Here is a 17,585-nt window from a genome sequence, read left to right on the forward strand (position 1 = left end):
CGATCTAACGACCCCCGCGCGCGATCGCGCGGAGCAGGTCGGAGAACTCGTCATCGTTGATCGGATCGTAGAGCTTGCGCATCCCCGTGTGGAGATTGCGCCGCTCTTCGGCGTCGATCCGGCGGAGCCGGCGGGGGGCGATGGAACTGGACATGCTCCAGGATAACGCCGTGAGCGCCAAAGCGTTCCCTGTCGGCGACAGGTTGTTGTGCAATCTATTCTCGCTTTCCACCCTAACCGTCATCCCCGCGAAGGCGGGGATCCATCACCTACGTTGCCTGTTCGCTCGGCTGGCGCTGCCGGCACATCGCGCCGATTTCGCCCAGCAATTGCTTGGCGTCGAACGGCTTGCCCACCAACGGCGCGTCGACGTGGCCGGCGGGGAGATGGTCGCGGCCATAGCCGCTGACGAAGAGGAACGGCACGCCGGCCGCGGCGAGCGCGTCGGCGATGCCGTCGACGGGTTCGCCGTGGAGATTGCCGTCGAGCACCGCGCCGTCGATCGCGAGGTCGGCGATCAGGCGCAGCGCCGCGGCCGGGTCCGAGGCCGCGCCGACCACCACGGCGCCGGCGTCCTCGACCAGGCCGGTGAGTTCGAGCGCGATCAGCGGCTCGTCCTCGACGATCAGCAGGCGCAGACCCTTGATGCCCTGGCCAGCACCCGTGCCCGCGGGCGAGCCGGGGGTGCCGGGCGCGGACGGTGCGAGCGGTGCGGTCTTCGCCGCGCCGAGCCAGGGCAGGGTCAGGCGCCAGGCGATGCCGGCGGGATCGTAGGTCGCGGTGGCGCCGCCGCCGTCGGCCTTGAGGCTGCGCTCGATCAGCGCCGTGCCGAAGCCGCGATGGCTCGGCGCCGTGGGCGGGGGACCGCCGCGCTCGATCCAGTCGAGTTCGAGCAGGTTGTTGGCCACGCGCCAGGTCAGGCTCACGGTTCCCGCGGGCACCGACAGCGCGCCGTATTTGTGCGCGTTGGTGACCAGTTCGTGGAGCACCAGCGCCAGATGCAGCGCCGGTTCGGGCGCGAGGTCGATGTCGGGGCCGCTGGCGATCAGGCGTTCGGGCGCGAAGGTGCCGATCGCCGCCTGGCCGGTGACGAGATCGCGCAGGCTGGCGCCCTGCCAGGTCGCGCTGCTGAGCAGCGAATGCGCCTTGGCCAGCGACTGGACTCTGCCGAGGAAGGTCGGTGCGAAGTCCGAGGGGCCCGACGAATGGCGCAGGGTCTGCTGCGCGATCGCCTGGACCGAGGCGAGCGTGTTCTTGACCCGATGGTTGAGCTCGCCGACCAGCAGCCGCTGGGTTTCCTCGGCGCGCTTGCGTTCGGTCACGTCGAGCATCTGGACGTTGATCGAGATCAGCCGGCCATTGGCATCGCGCAGCGCCGAGCAATAGCACTCGCAGTCGAGCGTGTAGCCTTCGGCCGTGCAGAACTTGAGCGTGCGCGTCGCGCGCTCGGTCGTGCCGTCGATCATCGCCGCCATCAGTTCGGCGAAGTCTCCATCGTCGTCGGGGCTGATCCACTTGATCCGCGCGGCGCGGAAGCCCGCGACCTCGGCCGCGCGCCAGCCGAACAGCCGCTCGGCACCCTGCGACCAGGCGACGACGCGCTGGTCGCGATCGATCTCGACGATAGCCAGCGGCGAATTGTCGCTGTGCGCGGTCAGCCGGGCGAGCGCCGCGGCATGCTCGTCGCGCTGGCGCGCGAGTTCGGCGCGCTGGCGGTAGAGCTCGACGAAGATCTCGACCTTGCTGCGCACGACCTGCGGATCGACCGGCTTGAACAGATAGTCGACCGCGCCGGCCTCGTAGCCGCGGAAACGGCGACGCTCGTCGGTGCCCACGGCGGTCAGGAAGATGATCGGTACGCGCCGCGTGCGCTCGGTGCCGCGCATCAGTTCGGCCAGCTCGAAGCCGTCCATGCCGGGCATCTGCACGTCGAGCAGCGCCAGCGCGACGTCATGAACCAGCAGCAGTTCGAGCGCCTCGATCCCCGAGCGCGCCTGGAGCAGTTCGACCCCCTGGTCGCGCAGCAGCGCTTCGAGCGCGAGCAGGTTCTCGGGAACGTCGTCGACGGCGAGGACGCGGACGGGTTCAGGCAGCATCAGCGATCCCCCGTAGTGGCGCGGTGTTGCGGCGGTAGATCTTCTCGCGTTCGTCGAAGTCGGCGAAGGCGTCGGAATGGCGCGAGAAGCGCAGGGTTTCCTTCGAGCCGAGCCCGAGGAAACCGCTGCGCACGAGGGATTCCCCGAAAAGGCCGAGCGCGCGGTCCTGCAGGTCGCGGTCGAAGTAGATCAGCACGTTGCGGCTGGAGACGAGGTGGACTTCGGAGAACACCTCGTCGCTGGCGAGGTTGTGCTCGGCGAAGACCGCGCGGCGGCGCAGCGTCTTGTCGAACACTGCGGCGCCATAGGCCGCCGTGTAGTAGTCCGACAGCGAGGCCTTGCCGCCGGCCAGGCGGTGGTTCTCGGTGAACTGCGGGATCCGCTGGAGATCGTAGATCCCCGCCTCGGCCTTGGTCAGCGCGGCGGGGCTGATGTCGGTGCAGTAGAAGATCGTGCGATCCTCGAGCCCTTCCTCGCGGAACAGGATCGCCAGCGAATAGAACTCCTCGCCGTTGGCGCAGCCTGCGATCCAGACCTTGAGCGAGGGATAGGTGCGCAGGTGCGGCACCACCTTCTGGCGCAGCGCGAGGAAATAGGCGGGGTCGCGGAACATCTCGCTGACCTGGATCGTCAGGAAGCCCATCAGCTCGGCAAAGGCGGCGGGCTCGCGTAGCAGGCGGTGCTGGAGCTCGGACAGGCTGGCGAGGCCGAACCGCCCGAGCGCGCGCGCCATGCGCCGGTGCAGCGAGGCGCGCGAATAGCCGCGGAAGTCGTAGTGGTACTGACGCCACACGGCTTCGAGCAGGAGATCGAGCTCGATCTCCTCGTGCGGTTCGAAGGTCTCGATCAGCGCGGCATCCATACCCGTACCAGACTCAGCAATTTGTCGACGTCGAGCGGCTTGGCGAGGTAGTCGTTGGCGCCGGCGTTGAGGCATTCCTGCTGGTCGCGCTCCATCGCCTTGGCGGTCAGCGCGATGATCGGCAGGCCCTTGCCCCAGTCGCGTCCGCGGATCTCGCGCGTGGCGGTGAGGCCGTCCATCTCGGGCATCATCACGTCCATCAGCACGAGGTCGACGGGCTCGGCCAGGTCGCGCGCGGCCTCGTCGAGCGCTTGCAGCGCCTCGATCCCGTTACGCGCGATGCGCACGTTCACGCCGTGCGGTTCGAGCACCGAGGACAGCGCGTAGATGTTGCGGATGTCGTCCTCGACCACGAGCACGCGGCGGCCTTCGAGTGCGGCGTCGCGGTTCAGCGACTTGACGATCAACTGCTGCTGCGGCTCGGGCAGTTCGGAGACGATCTGGTGGAGGAACAGGGTCACCTCGTCGAGCAGCCGCTCGGGCGACTTGGCGCCCTTGACGATGATCGACTTCGAATAGCGCCGCAGCCGCAGCTCCTCGTCCTGCGATAGGTCGCGGCCGGTATAGACGATCACCGGCGGGAAGCCGACGCTCTCGTCGGCGCTGAGCCGCTCGAGCAGATCGAGCCCCGAGGCGTCAGGCAGGTTGAGGTCGAGCACCATGCAATCGAAGGTCTCTTGCCCCAGTCGGTCGAAGCATTCGGCCGCCGAATGCGCCTCGACCGTCTCGACGTCGCGCGAGGCGAGCAGCAGGCGCACGGACTCGGCCTGCTGCGCGTCGTCCTCGACCACGAGCACGCGGCGCAGCCGCTGGGCCATGCGCTGTTCGAGGCTTTCGAGCATGCCGACGAGCTGGTCGCGCGCCACCGGCTTGAACAGATAGCCGATCGCCCCGCCCGACAGTGCTGCCTGGCTGTCGTCGTCGACCGAGACGACGTGGACCGGAATGTGCCGCGTGCGCACGTCGCGCTTGATCCGGTCGAGCACCGAGAGGCCCGTGTGGTCGGGCAGGTTCATGTCGAGGATCACGGCATTGGGCACGTACTGCCGCGCGAGCAGCGCGCCTTCGTCGGCCGTGCCGGCGATCAGGCACTGGAAGCCCTGCTCGTGCGCGAGGTCGCAGAGGATCCGCGCGAAGACCGGGTCGTCCTCGACGATCAGGATCACCCGGCTGTCGCCGCTGAGCCCCTCGCGGTCGTCCTCGGGCACGTTGGCCGGGCGGCGCAGCTGGGGCGCGGGGTTCGATGGCTGCGGTCGGGCGACGACGGGCGCCGGTGCGGACGCCTGTAGGAAGCCGGGCTCGTAGCGTTCGGGCAGGGTCAGCGCGAAAGTGCTGCCCTGGCCCTCGGCGCTCTCCACCGCGACGTCGCCGCCGAGCAGCCGTGCGAGCTCGCGCGAGATCGACAGGCCGAGGCCGGTGCCGCCGTACTTGCGGCTGATCGTGCCGTCGGCCTGGCGGAAGGCCTCGAAGATCACCTGCTGCTGCTCGGCCGGAATGCCGACGCCGGTGTCCTGCACCGCGAAGGCCAGACGCCCGTCGGCCTCGCGCGCGACGCGCAGGGTCACGCTGCCGCGATCGGTGAACTTGATCGCGTTCGACAGGAAGTTCTTGAGCACCTGTTCGAGCCGCTGCGGATCGGTCTCGATCTCGGCGGTGTCGGCGCCGGCCTCGATCGCCAGTTCGAGCCCCTTCGAGGCCGCGGCGGGGGCGAACAGCGCCTTGAGCTTGTCGAGCATCGGCGCCACGCGGATCTTGCGCGGCTGCAGTTCGAGCTTGCCCGCCTCGATCTTCGATATGTCGAGGATGTCGTTGATCAGGGTCAGCAGGTCGTTGCCCGAGGTCTCGATCGTCTGCGCGTGCTTGACCTGGTCGGCCGAGAGATTGCCCGCGCGGTTCTCCGCGAGCAGCCGCGCCATGATCAGCAGCGAGTTCAGCGGCGTGCGCAGTTCGTGGCTCATGTTGGCGAGGAATTCGGACTTGTAGCGGCTCGCCGTCTCGAGCTCGCTGGCCTGGGCGCGCAAGGAGGCCTGGTTGCGCGAGAGATCGTCGCGCTGGTTCTCGAGCTGGCGCGCCTGTTCCTCGAGCTGGACGTTGGTCTGTTCGAGCTCGCTCTGCTGCGCTTCGAGCCGCGCCGCCGATTCCTGCAGCTGGCGGCTCTGCGTCTCGAGCTCGTCGTTGCTCGCGCGCAGTTCCTCGCTCTGCGCCTGCAGTTCCTCGGCCTGCTGCTGCGTCTCTTCGAGCAGCTCCTGCAGCCGCGCGCGATACTTGCCCGAGCGGATCGCGACACCGAGCTGGCCGGCGACGCGGTTCATCAGCGCTTCGGCATCGGCCAGCCGGTCGGCGGGGAGGCCCAGCTCGACCACGGCGTTGACCACGCCGTCGGCATGGGTCGTCGCCAGCAGCAGCGATGCCGGCTTGGCCGCGCCGAGGCCCGAGCCGAAATAGAGATAGCCTTCGGGCACGTCGGTCAGCACGAAGTTGCGGCGATCGGTCACCGCCTGGCCGAGCAGGCCGTCGCCCACGTCGAAACGCTCGGGCACCTTGGCGTCGGCGGGAACGCCGTAGGTCGCATAGCGGCGGAAGCCTTCGCCGTTGCGGATGAACACGGCGCCGGCGCGCGCGCCGAGGTGGTCGCAGAGGAAGCGCAGCGCTTGGCCGCCGAGCTGGTCGAGCGGCAGTTCGCCGCCCAATGCTTCGGCAAGGCCGACCTGGCCGCCCTGCAGCCATTCCTCGCGGCGGATGGCGAGGCGGTTGCGGATGAAGAAGAAGCCCACGCCCGCGAGGATCCAGGCGATGGTCAGGCCGATCGAGCGGTTGGTCACCGAGATCATCGGATCGAGATCGCCCGTGGCGAGGTTGAAGCCGACGATGGTCAGCACGGTCGCCAGCCCGGCGGTGACGAGCGGCACCTGCGGTCGCGGCGCCAGGTAGGCGAGCACGACGGGCAGGAAATAGCCGGCCCAGACCGCGGTCCCGCGCGGGAACAGCGTATCGGCGACGAAAGGCAGCAGCAGCAGGACGAGCAGCCCGGCATAGAGCCAGGGCGCGCGATCGGGCGCGGTGATCTGCCTCATGCGGAACGCCTGTTTTCGAAGAATGCGACGTCGAGGGCCGTCGCGGCCGGAATGCTTTTCAGGAACACAGAAAACCCCACCGTTCATGCGCGAACGCCGGGCGGGACGGAAGGTTCCCGCGGGTGTGCGATTTTTCCGTGGAAGGATCGGAGGTTAGGTGCGGCTGGCCGACTGGCCCTCATCGACACTCGCTACCGTCGCCCCTGCCTGCGCAGGGGCGACGGGTAAGGGGCAGGGTGTGATGGTGGTGGAGGTGGCGGTGGTGGTGATGATCGGAACATCAGAACCAACACCCAATCCCGTCATCCCCGCGAAGGCGGGGATCCATCTCCCGGTCGTGCCGCAATCGCCACGGCTGCCTTGGCGGATGCCGGAGGTGATGGATCCCCGCCTTCGCGGGGATGACGAGAAGGAAAATGATCTCACACAAAGACACAAAGGCGCGAAGAGGCCGCTTCCGCGACGAAGTTGCTTGTCCCCCAACGGGGCATTTTGCGGCAGGGTCGCGGTGGCGGATGGGCCTTCGGCCCAAAATACTTCTTAGTGCCTTTGTGCCTTTGTGTGAGGCTCTATCTTCTTCTCTTAAATACCGATCCGGCGATCAGAACTTCATGGAGAAGGGATCGCGCTTGTCGCCGGAGAAGTCGATGAAGACGTTCTTGGTCTGCATGAACTCCTGGATGCCGGCCTCGCCGCGGACGCGGCCGAAGCCCGAGTCCTTCATGCCACCGAAAGGCGCTTGCGGTGCGGCGACGCGGTAGGTGTTGACCCAGACCACGCCCGACTGGATCGATCGCATCATGCGCAGGCAGCGGCTGATGTTCTCCGACCAGACACCCGAAGCCAGGCCATAGGGCGTGTCGTTGGCGATCGCGACGGCTTCGTCCTCGTCGGCGAAGGGAATGATCGACAGGACAGGACCGAAGATCTCCTCGGCCGCGACCTTCATGTCGTTCTTCACGTCGGCGAAGATCGTCGGCTCGATGAAGAAGCCTTTGTCGAGCCCCGGGCCCTCGGCGCGGCCGCCACCCGCGACGAGGCGCGCGCCGTCGCCCTTGGCGGCCTCGATGAACGAGAGGATCTTGGCGAACTGCGGCTCGTTGGCGGCCGTGCCCATCTCGGTCGCGGGATCGCGCGGATCGCCCATGACGATCTGCTTGGCGCGCGCGGCCAGGCCCTCGACCATGCGGTCGTAGATGCCGCGCTGCACGAGGAGCCGCGAGCCGGCGATGCAGGTCTGGCCGGTGGCGCCGAAGATGCCCGCGAGCGCGCCGATCAGCGCGCGGTCGAAGTCGGCATCGTCGAACACGATGTTCGGGCTCTTGCCGCCCAGTTCCATCGTCACCGGCTTGAGATTGGCACCGGCCTTGGCCGCGATCAGCCGGCCGACGCCGGGGCTGCCGGTGAACGAGATCTTGTCGACCAGGGGCGAGCCCGTCAGCGCCGCGCCGACATCGCCCGCGCCGGTGACGACCTGGACCACGCCCGCGGGGAAGCCCGCCGCTTCGCAGAGCCTGGCCACTTCGAGCGTGGTGGTCGAGGCGTGCTCGCTGGGCTTGAGGATCACGCAGTTGCCCGCGGCGAGCGCGGCCGGCAAGGTGTTGGTCAGGATCGCCACGGGCGAGTTCCAGGCGGTGACGCAGGCGACGACGCCGTAGGGCACGCGGATCGCGAAATCGAGCGTGTCCTTCTGGTCGAGCGGGATCACGTCGCCGTGCATCTTGTCGGCCCAGGCGGCATAGTAGCGGAAGATCCGCGCGGCATAGCCCATCTGGCTCGAGGTCTCGCGGATGACCTTGCCGTTGTCGGTGGTCTCGAGCAGCGCCATGCGGCTCGCATCGGCGTCGAGCAGGTCGGCCACCGTGTTGAGCAGCTTGGCCCGCTCGCCCGGCGTGGTCTTCGACCAGGTGCCGTCGAAAGCGCGGCGTGCGGCGTGGATCGCCTCCTCGACGTCGGCCTGGGTGGCGACCGGGATCGTCGCGTGGACCTCCTGGTTGTAGGGATTGATCGCCGGCAAGGTCGCCCCGTCTGAGGCCGGCCGCCAGCGGCCGTCGATGAAGAGCTGGTAGGTCGTGGTCACGGGTATTCTCCGGGCAAGGCTCAGGCAGTGCGAACGGTGGCGGTCATGTTCTTGGCATCGCCCTGCTGGGTCCACAGGCCGGCGCCGGTGTCGGTGACGTCACCGCAGACGTGCAGCGGCGCGCCGTCGAAGGCGGGCTTCTCGCCGCGGAAGTCGAAACCGGCGATCGGCGCCGAGAGCTTGCGCGCGGCCAGGTCGATCAGCAGGGTCGCCTGTAGCGGACCGTGGACGACGAGAGCGGGATAGGCCTCTTCCTCGATCGCATAGGGCCGGTCGTAATGAATGCGGTGGCCGTTCATCGTCAGCGCCGAATAGCGGAACAGCAGCACCGAATTGGGATCGAGCGTCTCGGCCCAGGCCGCGGCTGGAGCGGGGCCGGCGACCGGCGCGGGCAGCGAGCCGGCGGCCGGCTCGCGGTAGACCAGGTCCTGCTCCTCGCGCACCGCGACGCCGTCGCCCGCGTCGAGCTCGTGCTGGACCGTGACGAAGACGAGCGTGCCCGAGCGGCCGGTCTTCTCGGTGACCGAGAGGATCGTCGAGGTCTTCGTGACCGTGTCGCCCACGCGCAGCGGCTTGAGGAAGGTCAGGCGCCCGCCCGCCCACATGCGGCGCGGCAGGGCCACCGGTGGCAGGAAGCCGCCCTTGGCCGGGTGACCGTCGGTGCCGAGGCCGGCCGGCGGCTTGACGTCCCAGAAATAGAGCCAGTGGTGGAGCAGCGGCAGTTCGTCACCGGCCTTTAGAGCGCCTTCGCCACCCAGCGCCACGCTCAGCGCATTGCTGCGCGCGGGCTCCAGTACGTCCACAACGCTCTGGCTCTTGCCGATCCACTCTGCGAATTCGCTCACGCCGTCTTTCCTTGTTCGATGTCGATGGTGGGCCGCGAACGGCCGAGGATGGTGCCGGCCAGGGTCGCCAGGCCGGCGGTCAGCAGCAGCACGCTGGTGGTCTGGGACGAGCCCTGGACGACGAGCAGCTGTGCGATGAAGGGAACGACGGCGCCGCCGAGGATGCCGCCGAGGTTGAAGGCCAGCGAGACCCCCGTGTAGCGCGAGCGCACCGGGAACAGCGTCGCCAGCCAGGCGCCGAGCGGGCCGTTGTTGAGCCCGAGCACGAACATCGCCGCGCTCAGGGTCACGCCGGCGACGGCCATCGAGCCCGAGCGCAGACCGGCCTCGAACACCAGCCCGAGCAGGGCGGTGCAGGCGGCGCCGACGATCAGCACGCGGCGCGGACCCAGGCGATCGGCCCAGACCCCGGCGATCAGGATGCCGACGACGTAGAAGCAGTTCGCCAGGATCTGCAGCAGCAGGAAGCTCTCGCGCTCGTAGCCGAGGCTCGACACTGCGAGGGCCAGCGCGAACGAGGTGGCGAGGTAGAACACCGCGAAGGTCGCGACCACGCCGGCCGCTCCCGCGAGCACCTGCCAGCCGTGGCGCGAGACGATCTCGACGAAGGGGACGCGGATCACCTCCTCGCGCGCGACCGCCTCCTGGAACTGCGGCGTCTCCTCGATCTTGAGGCGGATCCACAGGCCGAGGATGACGAGCACGGCGCTGGCAATGAAGGGCAGGCGCCAGCCCCAGGCCATGAACTGCGCGTCGTCGAGCAGCAGGCCGATCAGCAGGAACACGCCGTTGGCGGCGAAGAAGCCGATCGGCGAGCCCAGTTGCATGATCGAGACGAAGCGCGCTTCCCAGCCCGGCGGGGCATGCTCGGCGGTCAGCAGCGCCGCGCCGCCCCATTCGCCGCCGAGGCCGAAGCCCTGGCCGAAGCGCATCAGGCAGAGGAGCGCGGGGGCGATCCAGCCTGCCTGCGCGTAAGTCGGGAGCAAGGCGATCGCGACAGTCGAGATCCCCATCGTTAGCAGCGAGGCGACGAGCGTCGACTTGCGGCCGATGCGGTCGCCGAAATGGCCGAAGACTACGGCGCCCAGCGGTCGCGCGACGAAGGCCAGGCCGAAGCTGGCGAAAGCCAGCAAGGTCTGCGCCGCGGGTGAGGCCGCGGGGAAGAACAAAGGCCCGAAGACCAGCGCCGCGGCCGTGCCGTAGATGAAGAAGTCGTAGAACTCGACCGCCGTGCCCATCAGCGCGGCCAGCAGCACCCGCCGTTTGGCTTGCATCGGGTGAGGGGCGGTCGTGCTCATGCTCAGCCCCGCTGGTGCAGCAGCGGCAGGCCCGCGCGCGGCCAGTCGACCGCGATCAGCAGGCCGCGGCCCGAGACGGTGATGTAGGCGGTCTTCATGTCGGGGCCGCCGAAGGCGATGTTGGTACAGTAGGGCTCGGGGCCTTCCCAATATTCGAGCTTCTCACCCTCGGGCGAGAACACGGTGATCCCGCCGGTGACCAGGGTCGCGACGCAGATGTTGCCCTCCGCCTCGATCGCCATCGAATCGAAGCGCTGGTAGCCCGTCGCCTGGCCGAGCATCCGCCCGCCGTTGGGCGAGGGCCAGGCGATCTTCTCGACCGCGCCGCGCCCCGCGATCGGCCAGTGCCAGAGGCGGCCGGTCTCGGTCTCGGAGACGTAGAGCGTCTTCTCGTCGGGCGAGAGGCCGCAGCCGTTGGGGGTGACCATCGGGAACACCGCCTGCCGGATCCACGAGCCGTCGGCCGCGGCGTGGTAGACCGCGCCCTGCTCCATGACGCCGTCATAGGTCTTGCCGTGGTCGGTGAACCACAGGTCGCCGTTGCGGTCGAAGACCAAGTCGTTGGGGCCGGTGATCGCCTTGCCGTCGCACTGGGTGTAGAGCCAGGTGACCTCGCCCGTCGCCAGGTCGACGCGCTGGATGCCGCCGCCGGTATAGTCCGCGGCGCGGCCGTGCGGGCGGTCGTAGCCCTTGGTCTCGAAGATGTCTTCCTTGAGCCAGTGGAAGCCGCCGTTGTTGGCGACGTAGCAGGCGCCGTCGGGGCCGATCGCCGCGCCGTTGGGCCCGCCGCCGAGCTCGGCCGCGACCGACTTGGTGCCGTCGGGGGCGACGCGGGTCAGCCGGCCGCCCTTGATCTCGACCACCAGCACCGAACCGTCGGCCAGGACGATCGGTCCCTCGGGGAATTCGAGCCCGTCGGTAACGATCCGATATTCGAGCTTTTTGGTCTGCATCGTGGGTTCCTCTCCCGATCGCCGCTATTTGCGGTCGATCACTTCGATGATGGCTGGAAAGTATTTCTCGCCGATCCCGGCGTCGATGGCCGCCTGGTAATATTCGGACACCAGCCGTGGCAGTCGCGGTTCGACGCCCATCTGCTCGGCCAGCTCGATCGTGTAGCCGAGGTCCTTGAGCGCATAGGGCGAGGGGAAGGCCTTGGCCGGGAAGTCTCGCGGGGCCATCGCCTTCCTGGCGTGGGTCTGCAGCGCGAACGAATTGCCCGAGCCGAGCCCGACCGCCTGGATCAGCGTTTCGGGCGCGACACCGGCGCGCTCGGCCACGACCATCATCTCGGCGATCGCCGCGACCTGCTCGAACAGCAGCGTGTTGTTGACCAGCTTGACCACCTGGCCGCAGCCGACCTCGCCGCAGAGCGTGACGTCCGAGCCCATGTAGCCGAGCAGCGGCGCGATCCGCGCGAACAGGTCTTCGCTGGCGCCGACCATGATCGACAGGGTGCCGTCGATCGCCGCCTGCCGCGTGCGCGCGACCGGCGCGTCGGCGAACTCGAGACCTCTTTCGCGCAGGCTAGCCGCCACCGCGCGCGCCTCGGCGACCGCGGTGGTCGACAGGTCGACGACGACGGTGCCGGGCTTGGCGTGCTCGGCGATTTCTGCCGCCACCGCCGCGACCTGCTTGCCGCCGGGCAGCGAGAGGAAGATCACCCTGGCCGCCTGCGCGACCTCGGCCACCGAGGCCGCCGCCACCGCACCCGAGGCGACCTGATCGGCGACCGCGGCGGGCACCATGTCGAACACATGCACCGGCGCGCCATGCTTGGTCACCGCGTTGCGGCACATGCCCGAGCCCATGACGCCGAGACCGATAAAGCCGAGGGTGGGAACTTCGCTCATGGCCTTGCCTCTCAGTAGATCACTTCGGCGTCTTCGAGCGCCGTTCGTTCGTCGCGGCCGAGGCCGAGCAGCTCGCCGTAGACGTAGTCCTCGTCCTCGCCGAGCTTGGGGGTGCCGCGATGGATGCCGATCTCGGGGCCCTTCGACAGCCGCATCGGCACGCCCACGGCGGCGCGGTGCTTACCATCGGGCTCCTGCACCTCGCAGATCGCGCCGCGGGTCCGCAGGTGCGGGTCGGCGGCGATCTCGGGCGTGGTCCAGGAGGCATGCGCGGCCACTCCGACACCCTGGAGCAGTTCGGAGATGTCGTCGGCCGTCCGGCTCGCGGTCCAGGCCGAGAGCACCGGTTCGAGCGCTGCGCGGTTGGCGTGGCGATCGGCGGCCTTGAGGAAGCGCGGATCCCCGGCGAGACCGGACTCGTCGATCAGCGCGGCCAGGGCCTGCCATTCGGCATCGCTGGTCACGGCGATCGCAACCCAGCGATCCTCGCCCTGCGCCGGATAGACGCCGTGCGGCGCGTGGCTCAGGTGTTCGTTGCCGATGCGGTGGGGCTCTTCGCCCGCGGCGGCCATCAGCAGCGCCTCGCCGAGCAGCGAACTCGCCACTTCGCGCGCCGAGACGTCGACGAGCCCGCCCTGGCCGGTCAGCCGCCGGCGCTGGAGCGCGGCCATGACCGCGACCGCAGAGTTCATGCCGACCGTGTGGTCCATGACGTGGCGCATCTCGACGGGAGGCCCGTCGGCATAGCCGGTCATCTCGCCGAGCCCGCCCCAGGCGCCGAACAGCGGCGCATAGCCGGCGAAGTGCCGGTCGGGGCCGCTCTGTCCCGACGACGAGACGCAGAGCATGATGATGTCCTGCTTGACCGCCTGCAGGTCCTCGAAGCCGAGGCCCAGCCGGCCGATCACGCCGGGGCGGAAGCTTTCGGCCGCGACGTCCGACACCGCGACCAGCCGCTTGGCCAGGGCCACGCCCTCGGGCTTCTTGAGGTTGATGCGGACCGACAGCTTGGTCGAGGCGACCTGATCGAAGGTCGCCGGACCCATGCGGCCATAGACCGGGTGCGGCTTGCGGAAGGCGTCGGGGCGCATCGCGCTCTCGACCTTGATGACCTCGGCGCCCAGCTGGCTGAGCAGGTGCGTGCAGAACGGCCCGGCGTTGTGCACGGTGAAGTCGGCGATGCGGATGCCGGCGAGGGGTTTCATCGGATATTCTCCCCCGCGAATGCGGTGAATTTCAAAGAAAAGTAATGCTCACACAAAGGCACAAAGGCACAAAGATTCAGCGCCAGTCCTTCGTGCCTTTGTGCCTTTGTGGGAGTTATCATTTTTCTTCCCGCTTTCGCGGGAGCGAAGAGAATGGCGGCGCTCATGCGTTATACTCGCCCAGCGCGGGCGGGCCGCTGCGCAGTTCCAAAGCCGCGCCGTCGAACTGGAACGGCGAGACGAGCATGTCGAACACGCCGGCACCGGTATCGACCGGCTGGAACAGGCCGCGCACCTTCTCGTGCGGATCGCGGACGACCTCGGCCGGCGTGTAGTATTTCGCCAGTGGCACCGACAAAGCCTGACCCTCGCGGACGATGTCCTCGACCTTGCGGACCGCGGCCCAGGCGCGGATGTTGCCGTTGATCATCGGCCCCTGGCGGCTACGTTCGAGCGAGTCCGCGAGCGCGGGATCGAGCGCCCATGCGGGTTCGCCGAGCAGCTTGACCAGGCCCTCCCACTGGCGCTGTTCGAGCGTCAGGAGCTCGACGTAGCCATCGGCGCAGGGGATCACCCCGCCATAGCGGAACGAGCGTTCGACCCTGTGCTCGATCGAGCCGTCGCCGAGCCGCTGGATGGCGAAGGCGCCGACCGCCAAGGTCGCGTCCTGGCTGGCGATGTCGACGAACTGGCCGCCCACGTCGGGCCGCGCCCAGAGCGCCGAGAGGGCGCCCAGCGCGGCGGCGATGCCGCCCTGCATCGCGCCGAAATGACCGTGGACCTTGAGCGGCGCACGGTCGGGAAACATCTCCACCGCGAGCCCGTTGGGCAGCAGGTAGCCTTCGCCTGAGGCGTGCTGGATCTGCACGTCCTCACCCTTCCACTCGGCCTTGGGGCCGTGTGCGCCGAAGGGCAGCACCGAGACGTGGACGAGATCGGGATGGCTTTGCGCGACGGAGGCCTCGTCGAGGCCGAGCGGCTTGCGCTCCGCGAGCGGCGTGTCGTCGATCAGGATATCGGCCTGGCTCAGCAGCGCGCCCAAGGTGGCGCGGCCGTGCGCGGTGTCGAGTTCGGCGACCTGGCTGCGGAAGCCCGCGGCGAGATAGGCGAACAGCGCGGAGACCTGGTTTGCGAGGAACGGCGGCTGGCGGCGCAGCGGCGAGCCCTGCGGCGGCTCGACCAGCACGACCTCGGCGCCCATCGTGCCGAGCAGGCGGGCGGCATAGGCCGCGGCCACGCCGCGCGCGATGACGACGATCCTGAGGCTGTCCAGGGGGCGCAGCGAGGTGAGGGGGGAAGTGGGCATTCTTAAATCCTCCCCGGGACGGGGAGGGGGACCGCGACGCGCAGCGGCGTGGTGGAGGGGGCTCGCCCGCAACCACCACGTCTGGCCGAGGACCCCCTCCACCATCCTTCGGATGGTCCCCCTCCCCGTTGCCGGGGAGGAGATGGAGGCGTCGCTAGATCAGCGCACCACCGGCAGTTCGAGATCGAGGCCCGAACCGTCGACGAACACCTTGGTGTTCGGATCGAGCGAGGGCAGGATCACCGTGGCGAGGCCCGGCGTGGTCAGTTCGCCGCGCTGGTTCTCGCCCTTGATCTCGATGTCGACCAGGGCATAGCCGTCCTTCTTGTACTTGCGCGTGACCGTGCCGCGCGCCCAGGTGCAGTCGCCCATCGTGTTGAAGCGGCTCATGCGCGTCTTGATGCGCTTGAGGAAGCCCGCGTCGCCCATCCAGTTGGTGATCAGCGAGGCCATCCAGGCCGAACGCTGCGGGCCGTAGTCGTAGACCCCGGGAACGCCGACGTCCTTGGCCGTGCTCTCGCGGTGGTGGCCGATGCCCGTGTATTCGATGCCGCCGCCGGCTTCGGGGTTGCGGAAGAAGTGGCCCGGGTGCTTGACCGCGTTCTTGAAGATCACGCCGTGGGTATGGCCGCGGCCGCAGCCGACGAGGAAGCCCATCGTGTCCATCAGCGAGAGCGGGCCGCGGACGATCTCGGGCAGGGTCTCGCCTTCCTGGACCTCTTCCCAGTAGCGGACGTTGCCGCCGCGGATGTTCTTCTCCTCGTCGAGGATCGCCTGGTCGATGTGCTCGAATTCCTCGGGCGTGTATTCGTGGGTCTTGATGTCCGAATACTTGCCGGCCTCGCGCGCGGCCTTGCGCTCGTGACGGGTGCAGGTGCCGAGCGCGCGGCTGACGAGTTCGCCGCGCTGGTTGAAGTAGCTGGCCTCGACGTACTGGAGCACGAGCGTGCCCGAGAACTGGCTTTCCTTGACCTCGACGCCGACGACGCGCTCGATCGCGGTGATGCGGTCACCGGGGCGGATCTGGCGGAAGATTTCCCAGTCGTTGCCGGCGTAGAAGCCGTGAACGCCCGGCAGGCCCCAGCGCGTGCGGCCGACCCAGCCGAAGGCCATCGGGAAGTTGGGGTGGGCCAGCATCGAGCCGTGGCGCGTCAGGCGGCCGACTTCGAGATCGCGGTAGAGCGGGTTGAGATCGCCGATGCCGTTGCAGAAGTTGCGGATCGTGTCCTCGGTGGCGTCCTGCAGATAGGGCCCTTCGGGGCGCAGCTGCATGCCGATCATGTTCTCGGCGGCCTTGATCGCCTCGGGGGTGATCTTTCCTTCGGCGGCGGCGTGGCCGATGTCTTTTTCAGCGCTCATCGTTGGCTCCTGATGCGACGCTCACCAATCGGCGCCGGCTTGGGGTGGATTCGATGGATCGGTGCATAATGCATTATCTTGGGTGGTCAAGCGGGAGCGAGGCCCGGCGTCGCGCATTTCGGACGGGCGAAAGCCGGCGGGCCGGTCGGGGGTACGGGCGCACGTCTGCGGCGTCACTGCGGCACGAACGCGGCAGCAACGTCAGCTGTCAAGTTGCGGCGAAAAGCCTCCCCGAAAGCGGCTTGGGGAAGGCCGATTCAGCGGGTCCAGTCGAACTCGGCGCTGTCGACGATCGCGCCGTAGCGCCCCATGCAGGCGATGGCGTGCATGTGCTCGTCGGGCGTCACGCCGGCACAGCAGTCTTCGAGCACGACGACCTCGTAGTCGCGGTCATGCGCCTCGCGCGCGCCGGAATGGACGACGCCGTTGGTCGAGACGCCGCACATGACGATCCGCTCGACGCCCTGGGCGCGCAGGATCGGTTCGAGCGACGTGCCGTAGAACGGGCTGACGCGGTGCTTGACCACGTCGAAGTCCTGCGGCGCGGGTGCCAGCGCGGGGTGGACCTCGGTGCCCTTGGTGCCGAGCTGGAAGATCCCGTTCTTGCGCGCGCCCGAGAAGATCGGCGAGGCGGCGGGCGCCTCGCGGTAATCGGCCGAGAAGCCGACGCGGACATAGCCGATCAGCGCACCCGCGGCGCGCGCCGCGGCGATGGCCTTGGCGGTGTTCTCGAGGACCTTCCGCTGTTTGACCTGAATGCCATAGGTCTGCGCGTTGAAGCCGTCCTCGGCGACGAGATCGTTCATCATGTCCATGACGAGGAAGATGGTCTTTTTCATGTGGATCAGCCTGTTATGAATTGAACCTAATTCGTCGTCCCGGCGAAGGTCGGGGCCTTTGGCCGGCGCGTCGCCGCTTTCTCGGAGCAAACGGAGAGAGGTCCCGGCTTTCGCCGGGATGACGTCATTGCGTCGCCACTGCGTTCTTCAATTCGGTCCACCCTGCCTCGATATGCTGGCGCGTCGCCAGCATCGCCGCGGCCAGATCGTTGACGATGAAGGCCTGGAGCAGGTCGTCGTGCTCGGTCGCCGCGCGGCTGACTCTGCCCTTGAGCTGGTTGATCAGGTCGAACGGATAGCGCGCCCAGAGGATCTGCACGAAGTGCAGGGTCTGCGGCATCCGCGCGATCTCGAACATGCGGTGGTGGAAGCGGTAGTTGGCGGCGCGCGCGGTCTCGTTGTCGCCGGCGTCGAAGGCCGTGGCGAACTCGTCGGCCATGACCTTGAGTTCGGCGATGTCGGCTGCGGTGGCGCGCTCGACCGCGCCGCGCACGAGCTGGGTCTCGAGCAGAATGCGCAGGTTCAGCGTCTCGGTCGAGGCCTCGATGTCGAAGGGCGCGACCACCGCGCCGCGGTAGGAATCGCCCGCGACATAGCCTTCGGCCTCGAGCAGCTTGAGCGCCTCGCGCACCGGGGTGATCGAGGTGTTGAGCAGGGTGGCGATTTCCTGCTGCTTCAATCGCGCGCCACGCGCGAAGCGGCCCGATATGATGCCTTCTCGCAGGAAATCAGCGACTTGCTCTTCCTTGGTGCGAAACTGCATCATCG

Annotated in this window: 14 protein-coding genes; all 14 read right to left on the bottom strand. The window is 68.5% G+C overall.

Annotated features, from left to right (window positions below; translation table 11 throughout):
• Positions 1-4 precede the first annotated feature (4 nt).
• Positions 5-214, bottom strand: a complete 210-nt coding sequence (locus OLX23_RS00200; RefSeq protein ID WP_264442096.1) for a hypothetical protein — start codon at positions 212-214, stop codon at positions 5-7.
• Between the two features lie 55 nt (positions 215-269).
• Entirely contained in the window at positions 270-2,096 is a 1,827-nt protein-coding gene (locus tag OLX23_RS00205; protein WP_264442097.1) for a response regulator, read from the bottom strand.
• The gene (locus OLX23_RS00210; RefSeq protein WP_264442098.1) at positions 2,086-2,958 is read right to left on the bottom strand and encodes a CheR family methyltransferase; all 873 of its coding nucleotides are present in this window, start codon (positions 2,956-2,958) and stop codon (positions 2,086-2,088) included. The genes OLX23_RS00205 and OLX23_RS00210 overlap by 11 nt, the downstream gene beginning before the upstream one ends.
• Positions 2,943-6,032 (bottom strand): response regulator, encoded by a 3,090-nt coding sequence (locus tag OLX23_RS00215; RefSeq protein WP_264442099.1) that lies wholly within the window; start codon positions 6,030-6,032, stop codon positions 2,943-2,945. Before OLX23_RS00215 ends, OLX23_RS00210 begins: the two co-directional genes overlap by 16 nt.
• Positions 6,033-6,633: 601 nt before the next feature.
• Entirely contained in the window at positions 6,634-8,112 is a 1,479-nt protein-coding gene (locus tag OLX23_RS00220) for an aldehyde dehydrogenase (protein ID WP_264442101.1), read from the bottom strand.
• 20 nt (positions 8,113-8,132) lie between these two features.
• Positions 8,133-8,957: a MaoC family dehydratase N-terminal domain-containing protein gene (locus OLX23_RS00225; protein WP_264442102.1), complete on the bottom strand. Its 825-nt coding sequence runs from the start codon at positions 8,955-8,957 to the stop codon at positions 8,133-8,135.
• Positions 8,954-10,255, bottom strand: a complete 1,302-nt coding sequence (locus OLX23_RS00230; protein ID WP_264442103.1) for an MFS transporter — start codon at positions 10,253-10,255, stop codon at positions 8,954-8,956. The genes OLX23_RS00225 and OLX23_RS00230 overlap by 4 nt, the downstream gene beginning before the upstream one ends.
• 2 nt (positions 10,256-10,257) lie before the next feature.
• On the bottom strand, positions 10,258-11,208 hold the full coding sequence (locus tag OLX23_RS00235; protein ID WP_264442105.1) for an SMP-30/gluconolactonase/LRE family protein: 951 nt from the start codon (positions 11,206-11,208) through the stop codon (positions 10,258-10,260).
• Positions 11,209-11,232: 24 nt separating this feature from the next.
• The gene (locus OLX23_RS00240) at positions 11,233-12,108 is read right to left on the bottom strand and encodes an NAD(P)-dependent oxidoreductase (RefSeq protein WP_264442106.1); all 876 of its coding nucleotides are present in this window, start codon (positions 12,106-12,108) and stop codon (positions 11,233-11,235) included.
• 11 nt (positions 12,109-12,119) lie between these two features.
• Complete coding sequence (locus OLX23_RS00245; protein WP_264442107.1) at positions 12,120-13,313, bottom strand: CaiB/BaiF CoA transferase family protein; 1,194 nt, start codon at positions 13,311-13,313, stop codon at positions 12,120-12,122.
• A 163-nt stretch (positions 13,314-13,476) separates the two neighbouring features.
• Positions 13,477-14,619, bottom strand: coding sequence for a CoA transferase (locus OLX23_RS00250; protein ID WP_264442108.1), 1,143 nt, complete (start codon positions 14,617-14,619; stop codon positions 13,477-13,479).
• 159 nt (positions 14,620-14,778) lie between these two features.
• Entirely contained in the window at positions 14,779-15,978 is a 1,200-nt protein-coding gene (locus tag OLX23_RS00255; protein ID WP_264442109.1) for a MaoC family dehydratase N-terminal domain-containing protein, read from the bottom strand.
• Positions 15,979-16,235: 257 nt separating this feature from the next.
• Positions 16,236-16,817, bottom strand: a complete 582-nt coding sequence (locus OLX23_RS00260) for a cysteine hydrolase family protein (protein WP_264442111.1) — start codon at positions 16,815-16,817, stop codon at positions 16,236-16,238.
• Positions 16,818-16,941: 124 nt separating this feature from the next.
• Entirely contained in the window at positions 16,942-17,583 is a 642-nt protein-coding gene (locus OLX23_RS00265) for a GntR family transcriptional regulator (protein WP_264442112.1), read from the bottom strand.
• Positions 17,584-17,585 lie beyond the last annotated feature (2 nt).

Source organism: Novosphingobium sp. JCM 18896 (assembly GCF_025938095.1).
In the GTDB taxonomy this organism is placed as follows: domain Bacteria; phylum Pseudomonadota; class Alphaproteobacteria; order Sphingomonadales; family Sphingomonadaceae; genus Novosphingobium.

Coding starts and splice junctions, on each gene's coding strand:
- OLX23_RS00230 (WP_264442103.1), bottom strand. CDS start 10,255: ATGAGCACGACCGCCCCTCACCCGATGCAAGCCAAACGGCGGGTGCTG.
- OLX23_RS00235 (WP_264442105.1), bottom strand. CDS start 11,208: ATGCAGACCAAAAAGCTCGAATATCGGATCGTTACCGACGGGCTCGAA.
- OLX23_RS00255 (WP_264442109.1), bottom strand. CDS start 15,978: ATGAGCGCTGAAAAAGACATCGGCCACGCCGCCGCCGAAGGAAAGATC.
- OLX23_RS00260 (WP_264442111.1), bottom strand. CDS start 16,817: ATGAAAAAGACCATCTTCCTCGTCATGGACATGATGAACGATCTCGTC.
- OLX23_RS00250 (WP_264442108.1), bottom strand. CDS start 14,619: ATGCCCACTTCCCCCCTCACCTCGCTGCGCCCCCTGGACAGCCTCAGG.
- OLX23_RS00245 (WP_264442107.1), bottom strand. CDS start 13,313: ATGAAACCCCTCGCCGGCATCCGCATCGCCGACTTCACCGTGCACAAC.
- OLX23_RS00215 (WP_264442099.1), bottom strand. CDS start 6,032: ATGAGGCAGATCACCGCGCCCGATCGCGCGCCCTGGCTCTATGCCGGG.
- OLX23_RS00210 (WP_264442098.1), bottom strand. CDS start 2,958: ATGGATGCCGCGCTGATCGAGACCTTCGAACCGCACGAGGAGATCGAG.
- OLX23_RS00240 (WP_264442106.1), bottom strand. CDS start 12,108: ATGAGCGAAGTTCCCACCCTCGGCTTTATCGGTCTCGGCGTCATGGGC.
- OLX23_RS00265 (WP_264442112.1), bottom strand. CDS start 17,583: ATGATGCAGTTTCGCACCAAGGAAGAGCAAGTCGCTGATTTCCTGCGA.
- OLX23_RS00205 (WP_264442097.1), bottom strand. CDS start 2,096: ATGCTGCCTGAACCCGTCCGCGTCCTCGCCGTCGACGACGTTCCCGAG.